The organism is Pelorhabdus sp. sgz311001, from assembly GCF_055901755.1.
In genome coordinates, this window is the sequence record NZ_JBVXUT010000003.1 from 376,933 (window position 1) to 396,220 (window position 19,288).

General features: G+C 44.7%; 11 protein-coding genes and 1 other annotated feature. Of the genes, 3 read left to right on the forward strand and 8 right to left on the reverse strand.

The window, feature by feature from the left end:
- Positions 1–122 precede the first annotated feature (122 nt).
- The 4 genes from AC0MXB_RS10435 to AC0MXB_RS10450 form a co-directional block, all read right to left on the reverse strand.
- Positions 123–3,959, reverse strand: coding sequence for a two-partner secretion domain-containing protein (locus AC0MXB_RS10435; protein ID WP_474039610.1), 3,837 nt, complete (start codon positions 3,957–3,959; stop codon positions 123–125).
- Positions 3,960–3,971: 12 nt separating this feature from the next.
- A complete protein-coding gene (locus tag AC0MXB_RS10440) occupies positions 3,972–5,645 on the reverse strand; it encodes a ShlB/FhaC/HecB family hemolysin secretion/activation protein (RefSeq protein ID WP_474039611.1) in 1,674 nt (557 codons plus the stop codon).
- Between the two features lie 341 nt (positions 5,646–5,986).
- A complete protein-coding gene (locus AC0MXB_RS10445) occupies positions 5,987–6,967 on the reverse strand; it encodes an alpha/beta hydrolase (protein ID WP_474039612.1) in 981 nt (326 codons plus the stop codon).
- Positions 6,968–7,124: 157 nt separating this feature from the next.
- Positions 7,125–8,813, reverse strand: coding sequence for a carbon starvation CstA family protein (locus tag AC0MXB_RS10450; RefSeq protein WP_474039613.1), 1,689 nt, complete (start codon positions 8,811–8,813; stop codon positions 7,125–7,127).
- A 67-nt stretch (positions 8,814–8,880) separates the two neighbouring features.
- Positions 8,881–9,124: a binding site (T-box leader), on the reverse strand.
- A gap of 223 nt (positions 9,125–9,347) precedes the next feature.
- On the opposite strand from AC0MXB_RS10450, the gene AC0MXB_RS10455 reads away from it, so the two are divergent.
- Positions 9,348–9,653, forward strand: coding sequence for a hypothetical protein (locus tag AC0MXB_RS10455; protein WP_474039614.1), 306 nt, complete (start codon positions 9,348–9,350; stop codon positions 9,651–9,653).
- A gap of 85 nt (positions 9,654–9,738) precedes the next feature.
- On the opposite strand, the gene AC0MXB_RS10460 is transcribed toward AC0MXB_RS10455, so the two are convergent.
- On the reverse strand, positions 9,739–11,466 hold the full coding sequence (locus AC0MXB_RS10460) for a methyl-accepting chemotaxis protein (protein ID WP_474039615.1): 1,728 nt from the start codon (positions 11,464–11,466) through the stop codon (positions 9,739–9,741).
- Between the two features lie 245 nt (positions 11,467–11,711).
- Between AC0MXB_RS10460 and purB the strand changes: the two genes are divergently transcribed.
- Positions 11,712–13,067 (forward strand): adenylosuccinate lyase, encoded by a 1,356-nt coding sequence (purB, locus tag AC0MXB_RS10465; RefSeq protein WP_474039616.1) that lies wholly within the window; start codon positions 11,712–11,714, stop codon positions 13,065–13,067.
- Between the two features lie 69 nt (positions 13,068–13,136).
- On the opposite strand, the gene AC0MXB_RS10470 is transcribed toward purB, so the two are convergent.
- From AC0MXB_RS10470 to AC0MXB_RS10480, 3 genes are all read right to left on the reverse strand, one after another.
- A complete protein-coding gene (locus AC0MXB_RS10470) occupies positions 13,137–15,887 on the reverse strand; it encodes an EAL domain-containing protein (protein ID WP_474039617.1) in 2,751 nt (916 codons plus the stop codon).
- Positions 15,888–16,051: 164 nt separating this feature from the next.
- Positions 16,052–17,383 carry a methyl-accepting chemotaxis protein gene (locus tag AC0MXB_RS10475; protein ID WP_474039618.1) on the reverse strand — a complete coding sequence of 444 codons (1,332 nt, stop codon included), beginning with the start codon at positions 17,381–17,383 and terminating at the stop codon, positions 16,052–16,054.
- A 163-nt stretch (positions 17,384–17,546) separates the two neighbouring features.
- Entirely contained in the window at positions 17,547–18,083 is a 537-nt protein-coding gene (locus tag AC0MXB_RS10480) for a hypothetical protein (protein ID WP_474039619.1), read from the reverse strand.
- Between the two features lie 144 nt (positions 18,084–18,227).
- Between AC0MXB_RS10480 and AC0MXB_RS10485 the strand changes: the two genes are divergently transcribed.
- On the forward strand, positions 18,228–19,247 hold the full coding sequence (locus AC0MXB_RS10485; protein WP_474039620.1) for an alpha-hydroxy-acid oxidizing protein: 1,020 nt from the start codon (positions 18,228–18,230) through the stop codon (positions 19,245–19,247).
- The last annotated feature ends 41 nt before the right edge of the window (positions 19,248–19,288 follow it).

A 19,288-nucleotide genomic window follows, 5' to 3' on the forward strand; every position in this document is an offset into this window, starting at 1 on the left:
TCTAAAAGTACAGGGAGAAATATCCTCTTTTTTACAAGAAAATTTCTTTTGTATAAACCTAAAATAAAATAAACCCCGCCACAGCGGGGTTCTAAGCTCGCAACTAGATCAATCAATTCCGTTTACGCTATTGGCCGTACGGGAAATACCAACCGCAATTCTCGTCCATCCCCTCGCTGCAACAATAAAACAAGATCCAGCGATTCCTTAAAGCCGATCGGAACACGGCCATAAAAACGAACCCGACGAGAATCAAAGAAAATCCATGACGGAAGATTGTTGCCATTTTTTTGCCGAACCGTCTGCCGCCAACGCGGCAAATCAGGCGGTAATTGTTCGGGCGGTACTACAAGTTCAAAAAAATCGCCAGCTCTCAACACTCTATTGTCGGGAAAAACAAGAACCATTCCAATCCCAGTTTCAGAGACTCGCTGCGGCTCCCCTTGTACCATTAAAGCAGGTAATGCCTTGACACTCCGCTCTACTTCTGACGGCATTATCGGGGGTTTCACTGGGGGCGTTACCGATGGTGTCTCTGGCGGTGTCACGGGCGGTGTTATCGGCGGCGTCACCGATGGTGTCTCTGGCGGTGTTACCGGTGGTGTCACGGGCGGAGTCACCGGTGGTGTTACCGGTGGTGTTACCGGTGGTGTTACCGGTGGTGTTACTGGTGGTGCAACTGCAATAATCTGTCCAATGGCGGCATTTGCCGAAGAATTCACCGTATAATTGGCTCTGTCAGCTCCGGAAAGCGTTAGCCCGGTTGCCGTCACAGTCTTGCCACTACCTACGGCTGCACTGTCATAGGCGGCTGCACTGCCAGAAACAGTAACATCCTCTCCCAAAACACTACCAACCAAATGATAGTTACTGCTTGTTAATGTAGCTGTTGTCGTTCCGTCGTAGTTTTTCTGTACTGTTCCGACCAGACTTGCCGTCAGCGGCGCCGCGGTGATGCTACCACTAATCGTGCCGGAAGCACCGTTGACTGTATATCCATAGACAGGATGGCTGCTGCCATCTATAAGAGTGTCAACCGAAACCCCAGTTACTGTAACAACTTTACTGTTACCCACCTGTTGCGTATCAAATAAGCCGCTACCACCAGTAATATTGGCTGTGCCGCCAAAAGAATCCGTTCTTAAAAAATTGGTTGTTGTAAGCGATACTATCTTAGTTCCATTATAAACCTTCGTTACCGTTCCTTGAGGTACTACCGTCAAGATTAGTGGATTTGCGTAAATGAATCCGTTGCCGCTGTAGCTAACTTCTGGCGCAGCGGCATTAAAGGTTGTTCCATAAAGCGTAAAAGCATTATCCAAAAGATTCGTTTGATTTTGCGCAGCATTTTGCCCATAAAACAACCATCGTTTGCCAGAACCAGCTAAAAACGAAGCGGAGCCTCCACTGACAACATCACCGCTTCCAGCCGCAACAAGAATCAGATTCCCGCCAGAGCTTACCGTTCCATTAACAAGATTAATACTTTTATTAGCGCCGTTGCCAGTTCCCACCAACAGCATTGATCCTGAACCAATTTTCTGTAAGGTAACGCCACCCTCAATCCGAATTCCGTCTCGGCCGGAACCAGCGCCACTTGTCCCGCCTGTGCCAATAATTTTTACATCACCAGTGTTCGCCGCAAGCGCTATGTCGCTGGCAGATCCATTAACAAACCAAACACCGATACTGTCGGCGTCGCCGTTTCCCGTACCAGTAAGAGTAATGTTGCCGCTGCCACTTGCTGCAATGTTAGAACCGCTGTGATCAATCACAATCCCCATGCCATTAGCACTAACGGCATTTCCCGTCCCTGTCATACTAAGATTGCCATTCGCAACTGATATACTACTATTATAGTCAACTTGAATACCGTAATTATCTTTATACCCAGTGCCGCTTGTCCCAGTCACGGTAACAACACCATTGCCAGTCGCCGCAACACTGCTGTTATTACTTAACAAAATCCCATGGTTGGATAAACCGGTTGCGCCTGCGCCTTTCGACTTCCCTGTCAGAGTGATAGAACCGCCAGCCGTTGTCACATGACTATGATCATCAATAAAGATACCATACTCGTTCTGAGTACCTACGCCGCCAGTACCATCAAGCGCAATTAAGCCATCCCCATTACTCGTAAAACCCGTACTTTTGACAGTACCATTCGAAAGTAAAATGCCGTAATCATTAGAACTCGTTACCAAATTAGTACCAGTAATTTTAATTTGACCGGTGGATGTAGTAATATTTCCAGAAATTTCAACACCACTTACCCCTGATACTGCTTGATTCGTACCATTAATCGTAATATTGCCACTCTGAGTTGTTACAGGTCCCTTGATGGAAACGCCGCTATCGCCAGCAGAAATCGTAACATGACCGCTCTGGGTTGCTATAGAACCAGCAGGAGTAATCTGAACTTTTCCACTAGGAGCTTGAAGAGTTAAAGCACCTCCATCAGACTGGACAGAAGAATCAATGATTACATTACGATCCGCTTGCAGCGTCAGAGAATGACCGCTGCTCCAGGAAAAAGGACTAGCTACCGTGATATCACCATATGCCACGGGTGCAGCCGACGGCCCTGCCGTTTTCACCGTTACATCCGTTGAGGCAAGCGCCGTAGTCAGACTGCCTGTACTAATAACATCGAGAATTCCCACGGAAGCCGCAGGCGTTAGTACCGTAATCCCAGTCATACTTTGGTCGCTCACTATATCTTGATCTCCCAAAGAACCGTGATCCTCAATATATACGTCGTACGGATCGATAAGCCAGGTTCCCGCAACGCCGCGCGGTGCACCAGCTGTAACAGTTCCTGTAAGCCGCAAGCTTTTCCCTGAAGTTTCAACGCGACCGCCATTGCCGCCCTCAGGTCCACCTTGCGCTGAAATCATCCCGTCATAAACGGTTTGCCCCTCAGACCAAATCGCAACGGTGCCGCCATCACTTCGGCCTAAACCGTTGGCATAAAGCTTTGCCCCAGCATTAACCGTAACATTCTGGGCCTTTTCAGCCGTGCCTGCCCCTTGAAAATCGCCACCAACACGAATCATCCCGCCGGTGTTGCCGCTTACATCAATTTTCGAAGCTCCACTAAGAACAATATCCTGTCCCAGTAGCCAAACCTGGCCGCCCACGCTATTTTCGCCGCGTGCATCAATCTGTCCCTGCTGTGTTACTGAACCGCCCTCCAGACGGACTATGCCATTTTTCTCGGTAACACTGCGCGCCCGCAAGACGCCGCCATTATTGACAACAGTCTGAAGCAAGCCGCTACGAGCTCCAGCTGACATCATAATGTGACCGCCATCAGCTTGGATCAACCCCATATTCTTTACTGTCCCCTGAATAGCAGCTTGGTCGACAGACAAGTTCAGCAATCCATCACCATAAAAATCAACAGTCATACGCTTCCCTGCCGCCAGTCCAGCGAATCCCTGCGATACAGAAATTTCCCCTTCGTTTGTTACAGTATTGCCTAATAGTAAAGCATAGTTCTTAGCCGCAATAGTTCCTTGGTTCGCAACCGTACCACTGCCAGAAAAAACATATTTCCCCGCAAAAAAATCACTATCGGTCATTCCCAGTGAAGTTGCAACAAGACCACCGACCTGAACTTGCGCGCCTGGTGCAAATAAAATACCGTTAGGATTCAATAAAAAGACCTGACCATTCGCTGTCAAAGAACCAAAAATATCGGACCTACCTAAACCATTAACACGGTTTAAAGCAATCGATCGACTTCCCGGTTGAATAAACCGGACGGCCTCGCCAGGTCGTATGGAAAAATCGCGCCAATTTATGGAAAGCTTTTCACTACTTTGCGTAATAGTTACCTGACCACCATTTTGCGTAATCTGACCTGTACCACCGCTAATCTGCCCGCCCGCCGGATTAGCCCCTACAGAAGAAGCAAAAAAAATCCAACAGAGAAACATTACACTGCTTTTTTTCATGGCTTCTCCTCCTTAAAAATACATAACGCCTTGCAACCACAAACGCGATGGGCTATCAGTCGCGGACAGTGCAGCTTCGCGACCTACTTTCCAGGCATAATCCAATCGAACTCCATACTTTCCTGGTTGCTGCCATAATAATCCGACACCAGCCCCCAATAACAACCGTCCATTAGGCCCCGAACCAACAGCGTTTTTATTGATTTTCACTTGACCACGATCAAAAAAAGCGAGGACTTGAAACTGATCATCAGGCATCTTCCAGGCTATTTCGCTACGCCAAAGCCATCCCTCATCGCCGCCACCTTCCCCTTGTGGATAAGCCCGAACGCCATGAGGACCTCCCAAATAAAATTTTTCCGCTGAATCAAGATTTTTTCCCGCTAACTGCCCTGTTACCTCTAGAGACAAATCAAGACGATTCCCTAAAGACTGACGCCGATACCCGTTAATGAGCCACTTGTCGTACTTCCCAGCAGTTTGGGGCAATTGATCGTCAAGCCGACTATCTTCCGATTGCAAGGAGAGCTTACCCCGATAATAAGCCAAGGAAAAATAGTTTACGCCGCCATTGCCTAGATCATCACTACTATCACCATATAGAGCAAATACAGCCTGCTGCACTTTTTTGTCAGCGCGGTAGGCTAGACCCCTTTTTTCATCAATACTTGTTTTTACTTCATAACCAATTTTTGCTGTCAGTGAACGGTTTCTCAGTCGTTCTAAAGGAATCTCTTCATAAATGCCTTTTTCCGTTATACGACCTGATGCCTGTAACTCGGCGAAGGGATCACCAAGACGATACCCCAGCGAAGAATAAGCAATCGTCCAATTTATATCATTGCCCAACATGGGCCAAGTATAGCGAAAACTTCCATCCCGCAGCAAAGCGCCACTAGTCATAACGCCTCCTAGAAGCAGTTGATCGCCGCGCCCAGTCAAGTTTGAAAAGGAGACAGTTACGCCGCTTCGGTTGGCTCCGGCATAGCGGTTGCCATAATTGTCACTATAGATTTGACCATTCACCGATCGGCCTGGCAACAATTCCACCAGTAAATCACTTTCACCGGTAAATTCCCCGGGCGAAAGCGTTGCCCTAATACTAATGCCCGCACGATCATTTAGTCGCGAAAGTACTCCATCCAGAGTATCTTTATCAATCAGTTCGCCCGGCTGTAACGGTGCCAAAAGCGTTTTTAATACTTTTGAATCAAGCTTTGCCTCATTTTTAATGAAGATTTTGCCATAATGACCGACAAATAAATCAATTTCTACTTCGCCATTGACTATATTCTGCGCGGGAATGACTGTCGTCGCTAAAAAATATCCCCGCGACTGTACATAGGAGCGAACTTGATCAGCTATCTGCTCCAGCTCCGCGAGCGATAATTGTTTATTTAAATGGCCTCGCCACAAAAAACGCAATTTCTCCCCAGCAAATAAACTATCACCTTGAATCCGAATCGCTCGAACAAACACTGCAGCCGTTCCACTTTCTTTCCCTGATTCCTCCGTTGGAACAACAATCTGCAGTGTTTTCTTTTCCGGGCTTATCAAGCGCTTTTCATTGCCTGCTCCAATAAGTTGCCCGCTGTCAGGCAATTCCGCGGCCCAGACAGTTTCCATTCCTAGCATATAGATCAATACCATCAAAAAACGCCACGACTGCCAACGCTGTTTTTCCATACTGCAACTCCATCTACATTTTAGGTTTATTGCTATTCACCTTTTGCTTATCATTCGTCACAACTACTCATTTCAGAGAAGGTTGGAAAAACAAACCAAATTACAGTTCACCAATATCCTATAACAAAAAGATTGCTATTAGTAATTCGTGTAAAATTGCTATAAACATTATAGGCTTTCAGACTTATTTTTGATCATTTTCGACAAAAGAAGAGTGGTTACCTGTCGTCTTCTTGACAAATAACCACTTTTTATTCATATTATCTTGGTAAGCAATAATGCATAAAATCAGGAAAAGCACCGAAACCTGCGATTACTTATTTTACCAATATTTTTTTAATCTACCTTGGCGTTTTAGGCACTAGCGCTATAAAGTTTTCAACGGTCTGCCAATATTCGCGGCGCACCTGAAAAGCTGCTTGAATATGATCCATCGCCGGAAAAGTTACCAGCTGTGTTAGTGCGCCAGTCCGTTCATAAAGCGTACGAGACATAGCGACAGGAATCAGTTTATCAGCCTCGCCATGCAGATAGAGTACAGGCGTATGAATCTGACTGGCAACACGAAGCGGTGATGCATCATAGTACAAAAAGCGGCCATGCCAGTAGGCGGCTAGATTTGCATAAACGAGTAGCAGATCGGATAACTGGGGTTCAAGCTGCGGCAGTCGCTGCCTGATTTGCTCTCGTAATAGCGCATCAAAATCATCAAAAGAACTGTCGGCAATATAAAAAGAAACCGCATCATTTTGATTATTTTTAGCAGCATGAAGTAATGCTGTAGCCGCCCCCATGGAAATACCGTGAACGCCGATTTGCCCATGGGGAAATCGCTGCTGCAGCCAACCAATCCATTGATCTAAATCATCTTTTTCGTAGACGCCCCAAGACACCGAATCACCGCCGCTATCGCCATGGCGGCGCGAATCAATCATTAAAAAATTAAAACCAGCATTTAGATATACGCGGGCGTAGCCCAAACCATCTAAGCGGCTCCCCGTAAAGCCATGTAAAAAAATAATAGTTTTAGTACTAGGCTGTGAGTTTGGAATAAAAGTCCCCTGCAACGGATAGCCAAAAGGGGAAGTGAGTGTAATGTCCTGCCAGCCTAATTGCGCTTTCCCTCGTTCCAATCTCGCTTTCAGTTGAGCAGAATCGGACCGATTGGGCCTAGTATGGAGCACACTGGCTTCTTCAAAAACCTTATTTCCCAAGAAAAAGCCGACGCCATTGACACTAAAAAATACGATTACAACGAATAGTACGACCCCGTAGCGCCACAACTTCCGGCTTTTTTTCGCTATTCTAACTTGTCCGTCCATAGTAGTGCCTCCGTAATAAGAACCCTTCATTAAATAAAACTTAGTTTCTGCATTTTTAAACAAATTCCTTTTGTAATCGTCTAAAAAACCAGCTTCCTGCCACTAAAAATGACAGAAAGCTGGTTCATTTAAAACAAATCCAATTGAACAGTTAAACCTAATCTTGTTGAACAGCCGGACGGGCCGGTGAGTCAACTAACTTGCGAACACTCGTTGAGGCTACGAGCATGGCCAGAATAATCAAGGCAATCGCGACAATAAGCTGCAGTCCATCAGTCAAGAAAGAGAACCCGCCTGTGTACAGTACCTTTTTCACAATACCATAGATTGACATCAACAGAGCTAACATTGTAGCGCTAAACATAAATAGCATGGGAATATAGAGCATCTTGCCTTCTCGGCCTGTTACCTTTAAGAATACGGCCAAAGCAATTAATACTAGGGCGGAACAAAGCTGATTCGCCGCCCCAAAGAGCGGCCAGAGATTCATATAACCGCCCAAACAGAGCAGATAGCCAAAGAAAAGTGTCAGGATCGTAGCAAAATATTTGTTCGTAAAGATTTTTTGCACTGTCGTCATTTGCGCCGGATCCGTTGTATCCCCCGTAAACAATTCTTGTAAACACATACGACCAATTCGCCCCACCGAATCCAAGGTGGTCAACGCCAAAGCCGATACGCACATCGTAATAATACAGGTTGCAATCGCGCTAGGCAGTCCGAACATAGCCATAAAATTGCCAACAGAAGCTGAGAAAATCTGGAAAGGCGTGCCTTTTGGCAGAACGCCGCCTACCGAAGCCGCCCCTACTACAATGAGAGCGACTACGGCTAAAATTGTTTCCACCATCATCGCGCCATAGCCGACAAAGAGCATATCTTTCTCGTTGGAAATCGTTTTTGAGGATGTACCAGACGAAACGAGACTGTGAAAACCAGATACAGCGCCGCAAGCAATCGTAATGAAGAGAATGGGAAACATGGGTTTACCGCCCACTTCAAAGCCACTGAAGGCTGGTAATTCAATTGTTGGGTTCGTAAAAATAACACCAACAACACCACTTAAAATCATCCCTAGCAGCAAAAAGGAACTCAAATAGTCGCGCGGCTCCATAAGCAGCCACATCGGCATAACTGCTGCCATAAACATATAAGCAAAAACCACATAAATCCAAGTCGTTTTTGTAAAGTACAGAGGATAAGCAATCCCAACGGCCAGCATTGCCGCAATTAATACAAGGGCAACAGCCAGTTTCGTTTTTTCGGACAAGGGATATTTTTTTAGGAAAAGTCCGAAGAAAATAGCCACAACAATATACAGCATGGAAATAGACGCAGCCGCCGCATTCGGCGTCGCCAAAGCGCCATTTGCACTAAAACCATTAAAAGTTGTTGCTACAATATCGGCAAAAGCGGCAATGATTAAGAGCGTAAATAGCCAGGAAAAGAGCAAGAACATGCGCTTGCCGGTTTTGCCGATATATTGTTCAATCATCATACCAATCGATTTTCCGTCATTTTTTACGGAAGCATATAATGCGGTAAAGTCTTGTACGGCGCCAAAAAAGATACCGCCAATCATCAGCCAGAGCATAACCGGCGCCCAACCAAACATAGCGGCTATAATCGGACCTGTGACTGGGCCCGCCCCGGCAATCGACGAAAATTGATGGGTAAAAACAGTAAACTTAGAGGAAGGGACATAATCATCCCCATCTTCAAAACGGTAGGCCGGTGTTTTCGCCTGAGGATCAATTCCCCAAAGCTTCGCCAGCCAGCGGCCGTAAATGAAGTAACCACTTGCACAAACAATAATTGCAATTGCTAATAAAGTTAATCCATTCATGTGAAATAGCTCCTTTTTATATATTGTCAGAGAAAAATAAAACCTTCGCCTCCCATGGATATTCCATGTTGAAGACGAAGGAATAAATTCTCCGCGTTACCACTTCATTTGCCGCTTGCGCAGCCGCTCACTCATATCGGGATGCAATCCGAATATGGTTCTTCATAACGGTAGAATACCGGATATGCCTACTTCTGTTCAGCATTCTGCTCACAGAGGAGATAGGAAGAAGTTTTTCTACTGCCTTGCACCAACCGACAGCTCTCTGCCAGAAAAATCTGCTTCTGTTTTATTCTGATCATCGCATTTTTAAAACCTCTATGGAGTTACTATGCAACACGTGCTTTACAACGTAACATTTGCTTTACAATATAACACGCGTTTTTTTCTTTGTCAACCGAATTTCCCTGTGGCAATTTTCAAACTTTTTATGCTTTTTCTTATTTCATCTCACTTCTTAGTAATTTCCCGAATATGCTATAGCGTAAGCCTCTGTAAACAGTCTTATGTAAAATAATGAAGTGGAGTGAGACTATGAAACTAGAAGAAATTAAATTCGGTACTGTCACGATTTTGGTCAATGTCGGCGGTACTGCACCACTTGTAATAACAGGCACGGTCCTCGCTGAACTGCCACGTCATCATGACGATCCGCCAACGTGTTTTCCGAAAAAAATTGAAATTGATGGTGAAGTAACTACTGAAGAAGAGTTCCTTATTGTCCGCGTTACCTCAGCCATTCTTCCAGTCGGCTTCCCTTTAACAATCGCTGAATTAACGACAGACGTAGCGATTAATGTAAGCTCTATTATTCTTGTACTACCAGTTACTGTCGTATAACTAACGTCTCAATAAAAAACGCCGATCGAAAGAAAATTCTTTCTGAATCGGCGTTTTTTTATTTCATTACAAATTATTGCGCTGTTTATTCATATTTAAATTGCCGGAGCGTTCCTTTTAAGTCTTCCGCTAATCGTGCTAGCTCTTGACTTGACGCGGCAAGCTCCTCTACCATAGAAGATTCTTTTTCTGTACCTACTGATATATTTTTAGTGGCAGCAGCCATCTGGGCGCCAATCTCATAAATTTCTTGCATGGCGTCAATCACTTCATCACTTTCACTACTGACGCTTTTCACAAAATCAGTTGTACATAAAGTCTGCTGCGATACCTTTTCCACCGTAGCGGCAATTTCAACAAATCTGCTGACTGTGGCTTCTACAACTTGCGTTCCCGCAAGAATTTCGGCATTCCCCTCTTCCATAGCAGCGATTGTTTCCTTCGTACCACTTTGCACATCACGAATTAAAACAGCAATTTCTTTGGTAGCGGTCTGCGATTGCTCTGCCAAATTCCGTACTTCTGCCGCTACTACCGCAAAGCCGCGCCCGCGCTCACCAGCATGAGCCGCTTCGATGGCGGCATTAAGCGCTAACAGATTGGTCTGACTGGCAATCCCGCCGATCGTATCGACTACAGAACTGATCCGCTCTGACTGTTTCCCTAAATTTTTAATAGCGGCAGTCAACTGAGCTACACGCTGCTCCACATCTTTCATTTGATTCGTAGCTGCTTGAGCAGACTCTCTGCCTAATTGGGCCGCTGTAGCTGCATCCTGTGATGCAGCAGCCGTTTCATCAAGATTTACTGCCGCTTGCTGCATATTTTCTGTCATTTTACGGATAACTGTTTCTGCCATTTTAACCTTCTGCACCTGTCGCTGTGCGCCGCTGGCAATTTGCACCGTAGCAGCAGCAATTTCCGTAGCTGAAGCAGCTGTGGCTTCAGCAATACCGCTCATTTCTTGTGAAGAAGCCGAGACAAGGTCAGCTGACTGGACAACCTTTCGAATCAGTCGCTGCATTTCCTGATTGATTAAGTGAAAGGCATTTGCTAAAATGCCTGATTCGTCTTTTGCTGCTAAATCATTAGGAGCAACTGCCAGCGTAAAATCCCCCTTGGCAATAGCCGCTGCGTGAACGCCCGCACGCTGAATCGGCCTGGTCACAGCAAGCACAAGTAAAACACCCCAGGCGATTACAAGGAAGAGAACGATAACTACCACAGCAATAACTAGCCGCTTATTACTGACAAGTTTCGCTTCATTCTTTACTTTTAGCTGTGCTGAAGCCTCATTATTAAACTGAGCCAGCTCTTCCAAATTACGAATGAAAGCTTCCGCTAGTGGACGAGCGGATTGATTATACAGGGCATAAGCCGCATTGTTATTGTTTTGCAAAGCCAGCGCAATAATTTGATCACGATACGTCATATACGCTTTTAAGTTCTGCTCCATTTCAGTCAGTTTGCGACGCTCAAATTCTGTTAAAGGCGTGCTTTCAAACTGCTTTATGTTCTGACGAAATAGTGCGGCTCGTTGATCAATGCTTTGCAGCAATTCTCGTTTTTTCGCCAAATCAGTTGTAACCATAATTTCAAAAAGATCTGTCTGAATAGCTCTCGTATAAGTAGCATTCTCATTCAACCACTGCACAGGCAGCAGCCTTTCTTGATACAAAATAGCAATATCATCATTAGCCGCCATAAGGTGATAATAACCTAAAGCCCCTACCGAGCTTAGCGCTAGGGCGATAAAGGTGACAAAACCTAAAATTTTCACCGACATTTTTACATCAATGAGCCGTCGCATCATACCGTTCACTTCCCCTTATTTATCTATAACCAGAATTTATTGTTGCAATGAACAGCGAATCATATAATTAGTCTCCCTTTTTTGCAAAATAGATACTGCCTAAAAAAATAAGCTACTTACCCGATATTGTAAAGAAAGAAAAAGAGCGTGGTATTCTAAGACGCTAATGTAGTATAATAGGCATAGATTTTGAACGGCAATTTCCATAGCTGCTGTTAATTTAAGAAGAATGATGAGGGATAGAGATGAGTATTAAATCGCTTACACCGCTGGAAGGGCGGTATGGAGCCATTACTGCGCCTCTAGGCGACTTTTTTTCGGAATGGGCTTTGATTAAATATCGGATTCATGTTGAAGTCGAATGGCTAATTGCCATGGCTAGTAATTCGTCTTTTCCAGAAATCCGTTCATTTACCACAGAAGAAATCACTTTTTTACGTAACATCGTCGCTAATTTTGATGATACAGCGGCGGCAAGAATCAAAGAAATTGAACGAACTACAAACCATGATGTAAAAGCAGTAGAATATTTTTTACGCGAAACGCTCGGCGCTATGTCGCTGGCTGACATACTGGAATTTATTCATTTTTCTTGCACCTCTGAAGATATTAACAACCTTTCCTATGCATTAATGCTGAAAGACGGCATCGAAAAAGTCTGGTTGCCAGCAGCAGAAAATTTGACTACAATCGTTGCCGAAATGGCAGAAGCCGATAAACAGGTTCCCATGCTGGCCCACACGCACGGTCAAGCAGCCTCACCGACAACCGTCGGCAAAGAGCTTGCGGTATTCGTGTACCGTTGGCAGCGTCAATTAAAACAAATTCGCCTACAAGAATACTTAGGAAAATTCAACGGTGCCGTTGGCAACTTCAATGCCCACAGTATCGCTTACCCCGAAGCAGATTGGGAAGCTGTGTCACGTGATTTTGTCGAAGGACTCGGATTGAACTATAATCCTCTGACTACCCAAATTGAATCACATGACTATGTAGCAGAAGTCTTCCACGCCATGACCCGCTTCAATAATATTCTCCTCGACTTTGACCGCGATATGTGGCTCTATATTTCCATGGGCTACTTCAAACAAAAAGCGATTGCCGGCGAAGTTGGTTCTTCCACCATGCCGCATAAAGTAAACCCGATCGACTTTGAAAACTCCGAAGCGAATCTGGGTTTAAGCAACGCTGTACTTGATCACTTAGCGAACAAACTGCCGATTTCCCGCTTGCAACGTGATTTGAGTGACTCTTCGGCCCAGCGCAATATTGGTACAGGCATCGCCCATTCGCATCTAGCCATTACCTATACCTTAAAAGGTCTGAAGAAAACGGTCATCAATGAAGACGCCCTCTCTGAGCATTTAACTCATGCCTGGGAAGTACTGGCGGAAGCTGTGCAAACGGTCATGCGCAAACATGGTCATGCCAATTCCTACGATAAGCTCAAAGCCATTACTCGCGGCAAAGGCATCAGCGAAGAAGACATTAAAGCTTTCATCGCCAGTGTAGATCTGCCGGAAGCTGATAAGAAACGGCTACTTGCTTTGACTCCCTCGGAATACATCGGCATTGGCCCTGCTTTACTAAAACATATTTAAACCTATAAAATTTAATTCAGTCTAAATAAAAAGCTCCTGCCTATAAAATAGGTCAGGAGCTTTTTTCATCTAGCTATTATTATTTTGCAAAAACTGCATTGCTGCTTCTGCTGGCACAGGCCGACTGAAAATGTAGCCTTGAATTCGATCACAATCCTTGGCTTTTAAATAGGCAAGCTGTCTTTCTGTTTCTACTCCCTCAGCTACAACATTGAGATTCATCATATGAGCCATAGCAATCATCGAAGCAATCATTTTCTCGCCTTGTCCATCAACAGTAATCATATCAATAAAGGATTTATCAATTTTAAGCGTCTCTACAGGCAATTTGTGCAAATAAGTTAAAGAAGAATAGCCTGTGCCAAAATCATCCAAAGACATCCTGACACCAAACTCTTTCAGCCTTGTTAGCTTCTTTGTTGCATCCTCTATAGAAGTCAGTAAAAAGCTTTCCGTAATTTCAAGTTCCAACTGCTGCGGTTTTATACCGACTTGAGTAATCGTTTGTTCGATAAACGAGAGAAATTCCGCATCATCAAGCTGTCTGGATGAAATATTAACAGCCACAGGAATCTGTTCCCATCCCTGCTCGGCAAGCTGCTTAGCAAATCGACAGGCTTCTTCAAAGACCCAGCGACCAATGCTATGAATCATTCCTGCCTGCTCTGCCAACGGAATAAATAGAGACGGTGGAATGGCCCCATACTCAGAACTATTCCAGCGTAACAGAGCCTCAAAACCAGCGGTTCGCCCTTCACGCAACAGGATCTGCGGCTGATACACCAAAAAAAGCTCGCCTCGCGGCAAAGCATACCGCAGACCACTTGTTAAACGCATCTTTTCGTAGGCTGCAGTCTGCATCATTTTCGTATAAAAGCGCCAACAATTTTTGCCGCTTCGCTTGGCAGCGTACATGGCATTATCAGCATTTTTTACTACCTCTTCCATCGTATCGCCGTCAGCAGGATATGCAGCGATGCCGATACTCGCAGACATGTGAAAATGCGTTTCCGCCACTGTATAGGTTTTTCCTAAAACCTCAAGTAACCGCACCACAGCAGTTTCAGCACTGCTGTAATCATGGCCATGTGGCAAAACTACAACAAATTCATCGCCACCAACCCGCGCAACAAAAGCCTCGTTCCCCAAGGTTTCAATAATTCTTCGCCCTGTGGCAATAATAATTTCGTCACCACAACTATGACCATAAGTATCATTCACTAGCTTTAAATCATCTAAATCAACAAACAAGACAAACCCAGCAGTTTTTCCCTGCCGAGCTTTGTCTACTTCTTCCTGTAACCACTCTGTTAGATAGCGGCGATTTGGCAAATCTGTTAAAGGATCATAATAAGCCATACGCTGAATGACAGCGTCTTGACGACGGTGTTCTTTTTCAGCTAACCGAATCTCTGTATTATCTCGGACAACCACCATATGACAAGGCTCGCCTGCCACATAAATCAAGGAGGCCGACAATTGCCCATAACGAACTTGCCCATCTTTACGCCGAAAAGGCACTTCCATATGGGAAATAGAACCGTACCGCTGTTGCTCGGCCGCCATCTTGTCTCGTTCAGCTGGATCAACCCAAATTCCTAAATCAATCGCTTTTTTCCCAATGACTTCTTCCCGAGAAAAACCACTCATCCGAACAAAACCTTCATTCACCTCAAGATAAGTTCCATCCATTCGGCTGATCGTAATTGTATCAGGACTCAGATAGAATGCCTGAGAAAATTTTTCTTCGGACAAGCGCAGACCTTCAGCAATTCTTTGGCGCTCTTTTACTTCCGCTTGCAAGGCGCTTACAAGCTCAGCATTACGCAAGGACAAAGCAGCAAGATCAGCAAATCGGCGCAAAAGAATCAATTCATCCTCTGCAAGACGCTTTTCCGGTTCGGTAAAGGCAACGCCAATGGCGCCAAACATCTTCTCAGCATCTTTTAACGGTACCACAACAAAATAATGAACGGCATCAAAAATACGGTCAGGTAGTCGTTTTTCCCAACGGCAATAATCTCTTACTTCAACAACTTCACCAGTTTGATGGGCCTCACCAACAATACCTTCAGACAGATTTCCTCCTACTAAAAGACCAGTAAATATGCCAGTACCTATTTTCAGCTGAAAGTGCTCCTTAGCCTCATCGACAAAATGAATAAAACTATGGGGGGCATTGAAAATTTCATTAATACTCCCAACAATTTTCCGTAATGAATCTTCCAAGTTAAGATCTTTAATCAGATCTAAGGCTACATCATGCAGTAAATTCAATACCCGATTTTGTTGATATAACTTATCTTCCTTGCTCATGAGCTCATCAAATTGCTGTCGCAGTTCTTCTTCCGTAGCTGTCAGCTCTTCATAAGCAGCCAAAAGATCCTCATGAAGCATCTGATACTTTCTTTCGCTTCTTTGCAGCACACGGCCTGACGTTGATACACTTAAATCTTTCACGGAACTTATTAAAACGCTACTGCCATTCCATTTAGCCTGTTGAAAACTGATTTCAACAGGAAAAAGCCCGCCATCGCGCCGACGGTGAACCGTTTGCAAGACAATAGGCGTCTTTCGGCCTGCATTTAGTTGTGCCGCAACGGTTTCTGCTTTCTCCGGAGCATACAGATCAGCCGCAGTCAAAATACAAAACTCACTTGCCAAATAACCATAAAGCAAAGAAGCCGCTTCATTGTTGTATAAAATTTTCCCCTGATTATTAATAACCAGGATTCCATCATCAACCTGCTCTGAAAAAATTTGAAATCCATCACAATCAAATAAGGTTTCAATTTGCTTTTCCGGTTCTTGCTTATACAACGGAGCACTCTCCTTGGGGCCGCAACATACTAGCGCCTACTGTCTATTTACTGGGAAGTTTCTGTTTCAGCCTCTAAAAATCCTTTGTGCTCCAAAAAAGAAAATGCTCGAAATAAGCAAGACTAATCTACACTCAGAATCAACAGCTAATCTAAAAATCTACCCTAAGCTAACTTAAATTGTCTTGATGCTCTTTGCAATTTATGAGCGGCATCAGACAGTTCACTCGCAGAAGCATTGACTTCCTGCATCGCTCCTAGCTGGTTGGCGCCATTCGCTGCCGCTTCTTTGGCCTGAGCACTACTTTCCAGCGCAATATGAGCAATTTCATTCATTTTATCAGAAACCTCATCTGAACCAACGGCAATCGTGTTAGCAAAACCAAAAACTTCGCCAATCTGCTGATTCACCGTTTTTGCACTATTGACAATACGATGAAACGATTGCTGCGTGGTTTGAATCACTTGCGAACCAGCCATAACAACTTCTGTTTCAAATTTCATACTACTCACGGCTCGTTCTACATTATGTTGAATATCCTGAATGATTATTCCGATTTGAGAACTAGATAAGGTCGACTGTTCAGCGAGTCTGCGAACTTCTTCGGCTACTACGCTAAATCCGCGGCCGTGCTCTCCCGCCCGCGCAGCCTCAATAGCGGCATTAAGGGCTAGTAAATTAGTCTGATCAGAAATGGCTTTAATCGTCTCGATAATTCCGCCGATTAGAGCTGATTTATTACCAAGTTCTAGAATAATTTGATTCGTTTCTTCCACACTCTGATGAATATGAACCATTTGCGAGTTTGTCTGCTCCACTGAATCCGTACCGGCCTGAGCAATTTGTAAAGCCAGCCCTGCCGCCTCCTTGGTCGTCTGTACACTCCTTTCAATATTTTTAAGACCGATCAGCATTTTATCTATGGCTGCTTTAATTTCATCAATCCGTTCAGCCTGACTTTGTGACCCTGCCGCCACTTGGCTCACTGCATCAATCACTTCTTGCGCGGCTTGCATCGTCGCCTCGGCTTGTCCCGATAAAATGGTAGACGTCTCATCAAAAACATCAACGCCCTGGGAAATGTCGCCGACAAGTGACCGAAACCGATTTACCATGATATTCAACGACTTACAGAGCTGGCCAATTTCATCTTTTTCCGTCATACAGCTTAAATTAGGTGTCAAATCACCGTGAGCTACCGTTTCAGCAAATTGAACACTACGCCGAATCGGCGCCGTTGTTAAATAAGCAATGTAGCAGCCATATACAATATTCAGCAAACTAGCCAAAGCAATAAGAACAAGAACCGCCTGCTGTTCAAATTCGGTTCCTTCTTTAACAAAATAATATGTAATAAATCCTGCAATCATTGTAATAGCTCCATTGACCGTAAAAGCCAGAACCAACTTCCAAGATAGTCTCAGATTGAACCACCACCGCACAATACTTGAGTGCGAAAAAGCAAATAAACTAAATTGTTCTAATATGTTGTCCATTGCTCTCCCCCCTACTGTGATCTAAGCGAATACTTACAGTACCTAGAACAGATTTCAAAAGCCGTCCTATACCTTACCACTTTAGTATACATTTCGTTTTGCCTTATTGTCAATCGATTCAAAATTATTTCTCAATAAAAAAATAAAGGCAGATTTTCTGCCTTTAAGCTGGTATAACGCCCCGAATCGTCCAACCATCGTCACCCCAGCGCAGTATGACTCGATATTGTTGGCCTGTATCAGCTTTAATCACCTGCACTAATGCTCTGTGTCGATTGACAGTAACTAAAGAAAAAGTGTCTTTTGCAGTATTAAACCCATAATCTCCTGCATGGTCTTGCACATAAGACACAGGACTCTGGTCATAATAGGCATACTCATTAAAATAGGTGTCTTCATTGTCTTGTCCGCTGCGATAATACAGCTTGCCGTCTTTATACCATGCTTCATTTTCATCAGATCCTGGCCAGCTATGCTTATGCTCATGCCAACCTTCTCTGGCCATAGACTGATCTTTTGCGGCCTGCTCTTGAGCAATTTTTGCTGTTTGTGGACTTAGCGGGGCCTCTGATGCAAAAGTTTTACTGACAGGCACGCCCGCTAAAACGGCGCCTGTCATGATAGCTGTTCCCACTAAAGCCGCCGCACGGCGCCGTAATTTTCGCCGTAATTGTTTCCGTTTTGCTAAGTTTTTTATCATACTATTCCCCCTCGCTTTGGTTTAATTCTAGTGTTTCGCATTTTTCAAAGCTGATGCGAGGGAAAAATAACAATCAGAGCAGGATTTCTGACACAGTTATGGAAGTCTTTAGTAAAATAATGTCAAAGAAAAAGGTGAATTTATATGAATTATAAAGAACTACTAGAAAGCGCCCGTACGGCCCTCGGAACACATTGCAAAGCTTGCCCTATCTGTAACGGAATTGCCTGTAAAAACACAATGCCCGGCCCAGGCGCTAAAGGTGTGGGCGATACAGCGATTCGCAATTATCAAAAATGGCAGGAAATCCGCGTTCAAATGGACACGCTTTGTGAAAATAAGCCTGTCGATACAACCTTCCACTTATTCGGAAAAACCTTCAAATACCCATTTTTTGCCGGTCCCGTCGGTGCTGTCAATCTGCACTACAGCGATAAACATACTGATATGACTTATAATGACATTCTTGTTTCCGCCTGCAAAGAAAACGGAATTGCCGCTTTCACTGGCGATGGTGCAAATCCAGAAGTGATGCAAAGCGCTACAGCAGCGATTGCCAAAGCAGAGGGCAGCGCAATTCCGACGGTAAAACCTTGGAATCTTGCGGTCATTCAGGAAAAAATGGAACTTGTCCATAAATCAGGCGCTTTTGCCGTAGCCATGGATATCGATGCCGCTGGACTACCCTTTCTAAAAAACATGACGCCGCCTGCCGGCAGTAAATCCGTAGAAGAACTGCGGCAAATTGCTGAAATAGCCGACGCTCCCTTTATCGTCAAAGGCATTATGACAGTAAAAGGTGCGCTTAAAGCAAAAGAAGCTGGCGCTAAAGCTATTGTCGTTTCCAATCACGGCGGCCGCGTTCTTGACCAGTGTGCGGCGACTGTTGAAGTTTTGCCAGATATCGTTGCAGCAGTAGGCGACAGCATGAAAATATTCGTCGACGGCGGCATTCGTTCCGGCGCTGATATATTCAAAGCGCTAGCCCTTGGCGCTGATGCCGTAATTATCGCCCGGCCCTTTGTTACAGCAGTGTATGGCGGCGACGCGGAAGGCGTAAAAATTTATATTGAAAAACTCGCAGAAGAATTGAAAGATACCATGGCTATGTGCGGTGCTTTCACTTTAAATGAAATTACGAAAGACATGGTATTAAGACCCTAACAAAAAAACTTAAAACCCTAACAAAAAACTCTCGGCAAGAT

Coding starts and splice junctions, on each gene's coding strand:
- AC0MXB_RS10435 (WP_474039610.1), bottom strand. CDS start 3,959: ATGAAAAAAAGCAGTGTAATGTTTCTCTGTTGGATTTTTTTTGCTTCT.
- AC0MXB_RS10440 (WP_474039611.1), bottom strand. CDS start 5,645: ATGGAAAAACAGCGTTGGCAGTCGTGGCGTTTTTTGATGGTATTGATC.
- AC0MXB_RS10445 (WP_474039612.1), bottom strand. CDS start 6,967: ATGGACGGACAAGTTAGAATAGCGAAAAAAAGCCGGAAGTTGTGGCGC.
- AC0MXB_RS10450 (WP_474039613.1), bottom strand. CDS start 8,813: ATGAATGGATTAACTTTATTAGCAATTGCAATTATTGTTTGTGCAAGT.
- AC0MXB_RS10455 (WP_474039614.1), top strand. CDS start 9,348: ATGAAACTAGAAGAAATTAAATTCGGTACTGTCACGATTTTGGTCAAT.
- AC0MXB_RS10460 (WP_474039615.1), bottom strand. CDS start 11,466: ATGATGCGACGGCTCATTGATGTAAAAATGTCGGTGAAAATTTTAGGT.
- purB (WP_474039616.1), top strand. CDS start 11,712: ATGAGTATTAAATCGCTTACACCGCTGGAAGGGCGGTATGGAGCCATT.
- AC0MXB_RS10475 (WP_474039618.1), bottom strand. CDS start 17,383: ATGGACAACATATTAGAACAATTTAGTTTATTTGCTTTTTCGCACTCA.
- AC0MXB_RS10480 (WP_474039619.1), bottom strand. CDS start 18,083: ATGATAAAAAACTTAGCAAAACGGAAACAATTACGGCGAAAATTACGG.
- AC0MXB_RS10485 (WP_474039620.1), top strand. CDS start 18,228: ATGAATTATAAAGAACTACTAGAAAGCGCCCGTACGGCCCTCGGAACA.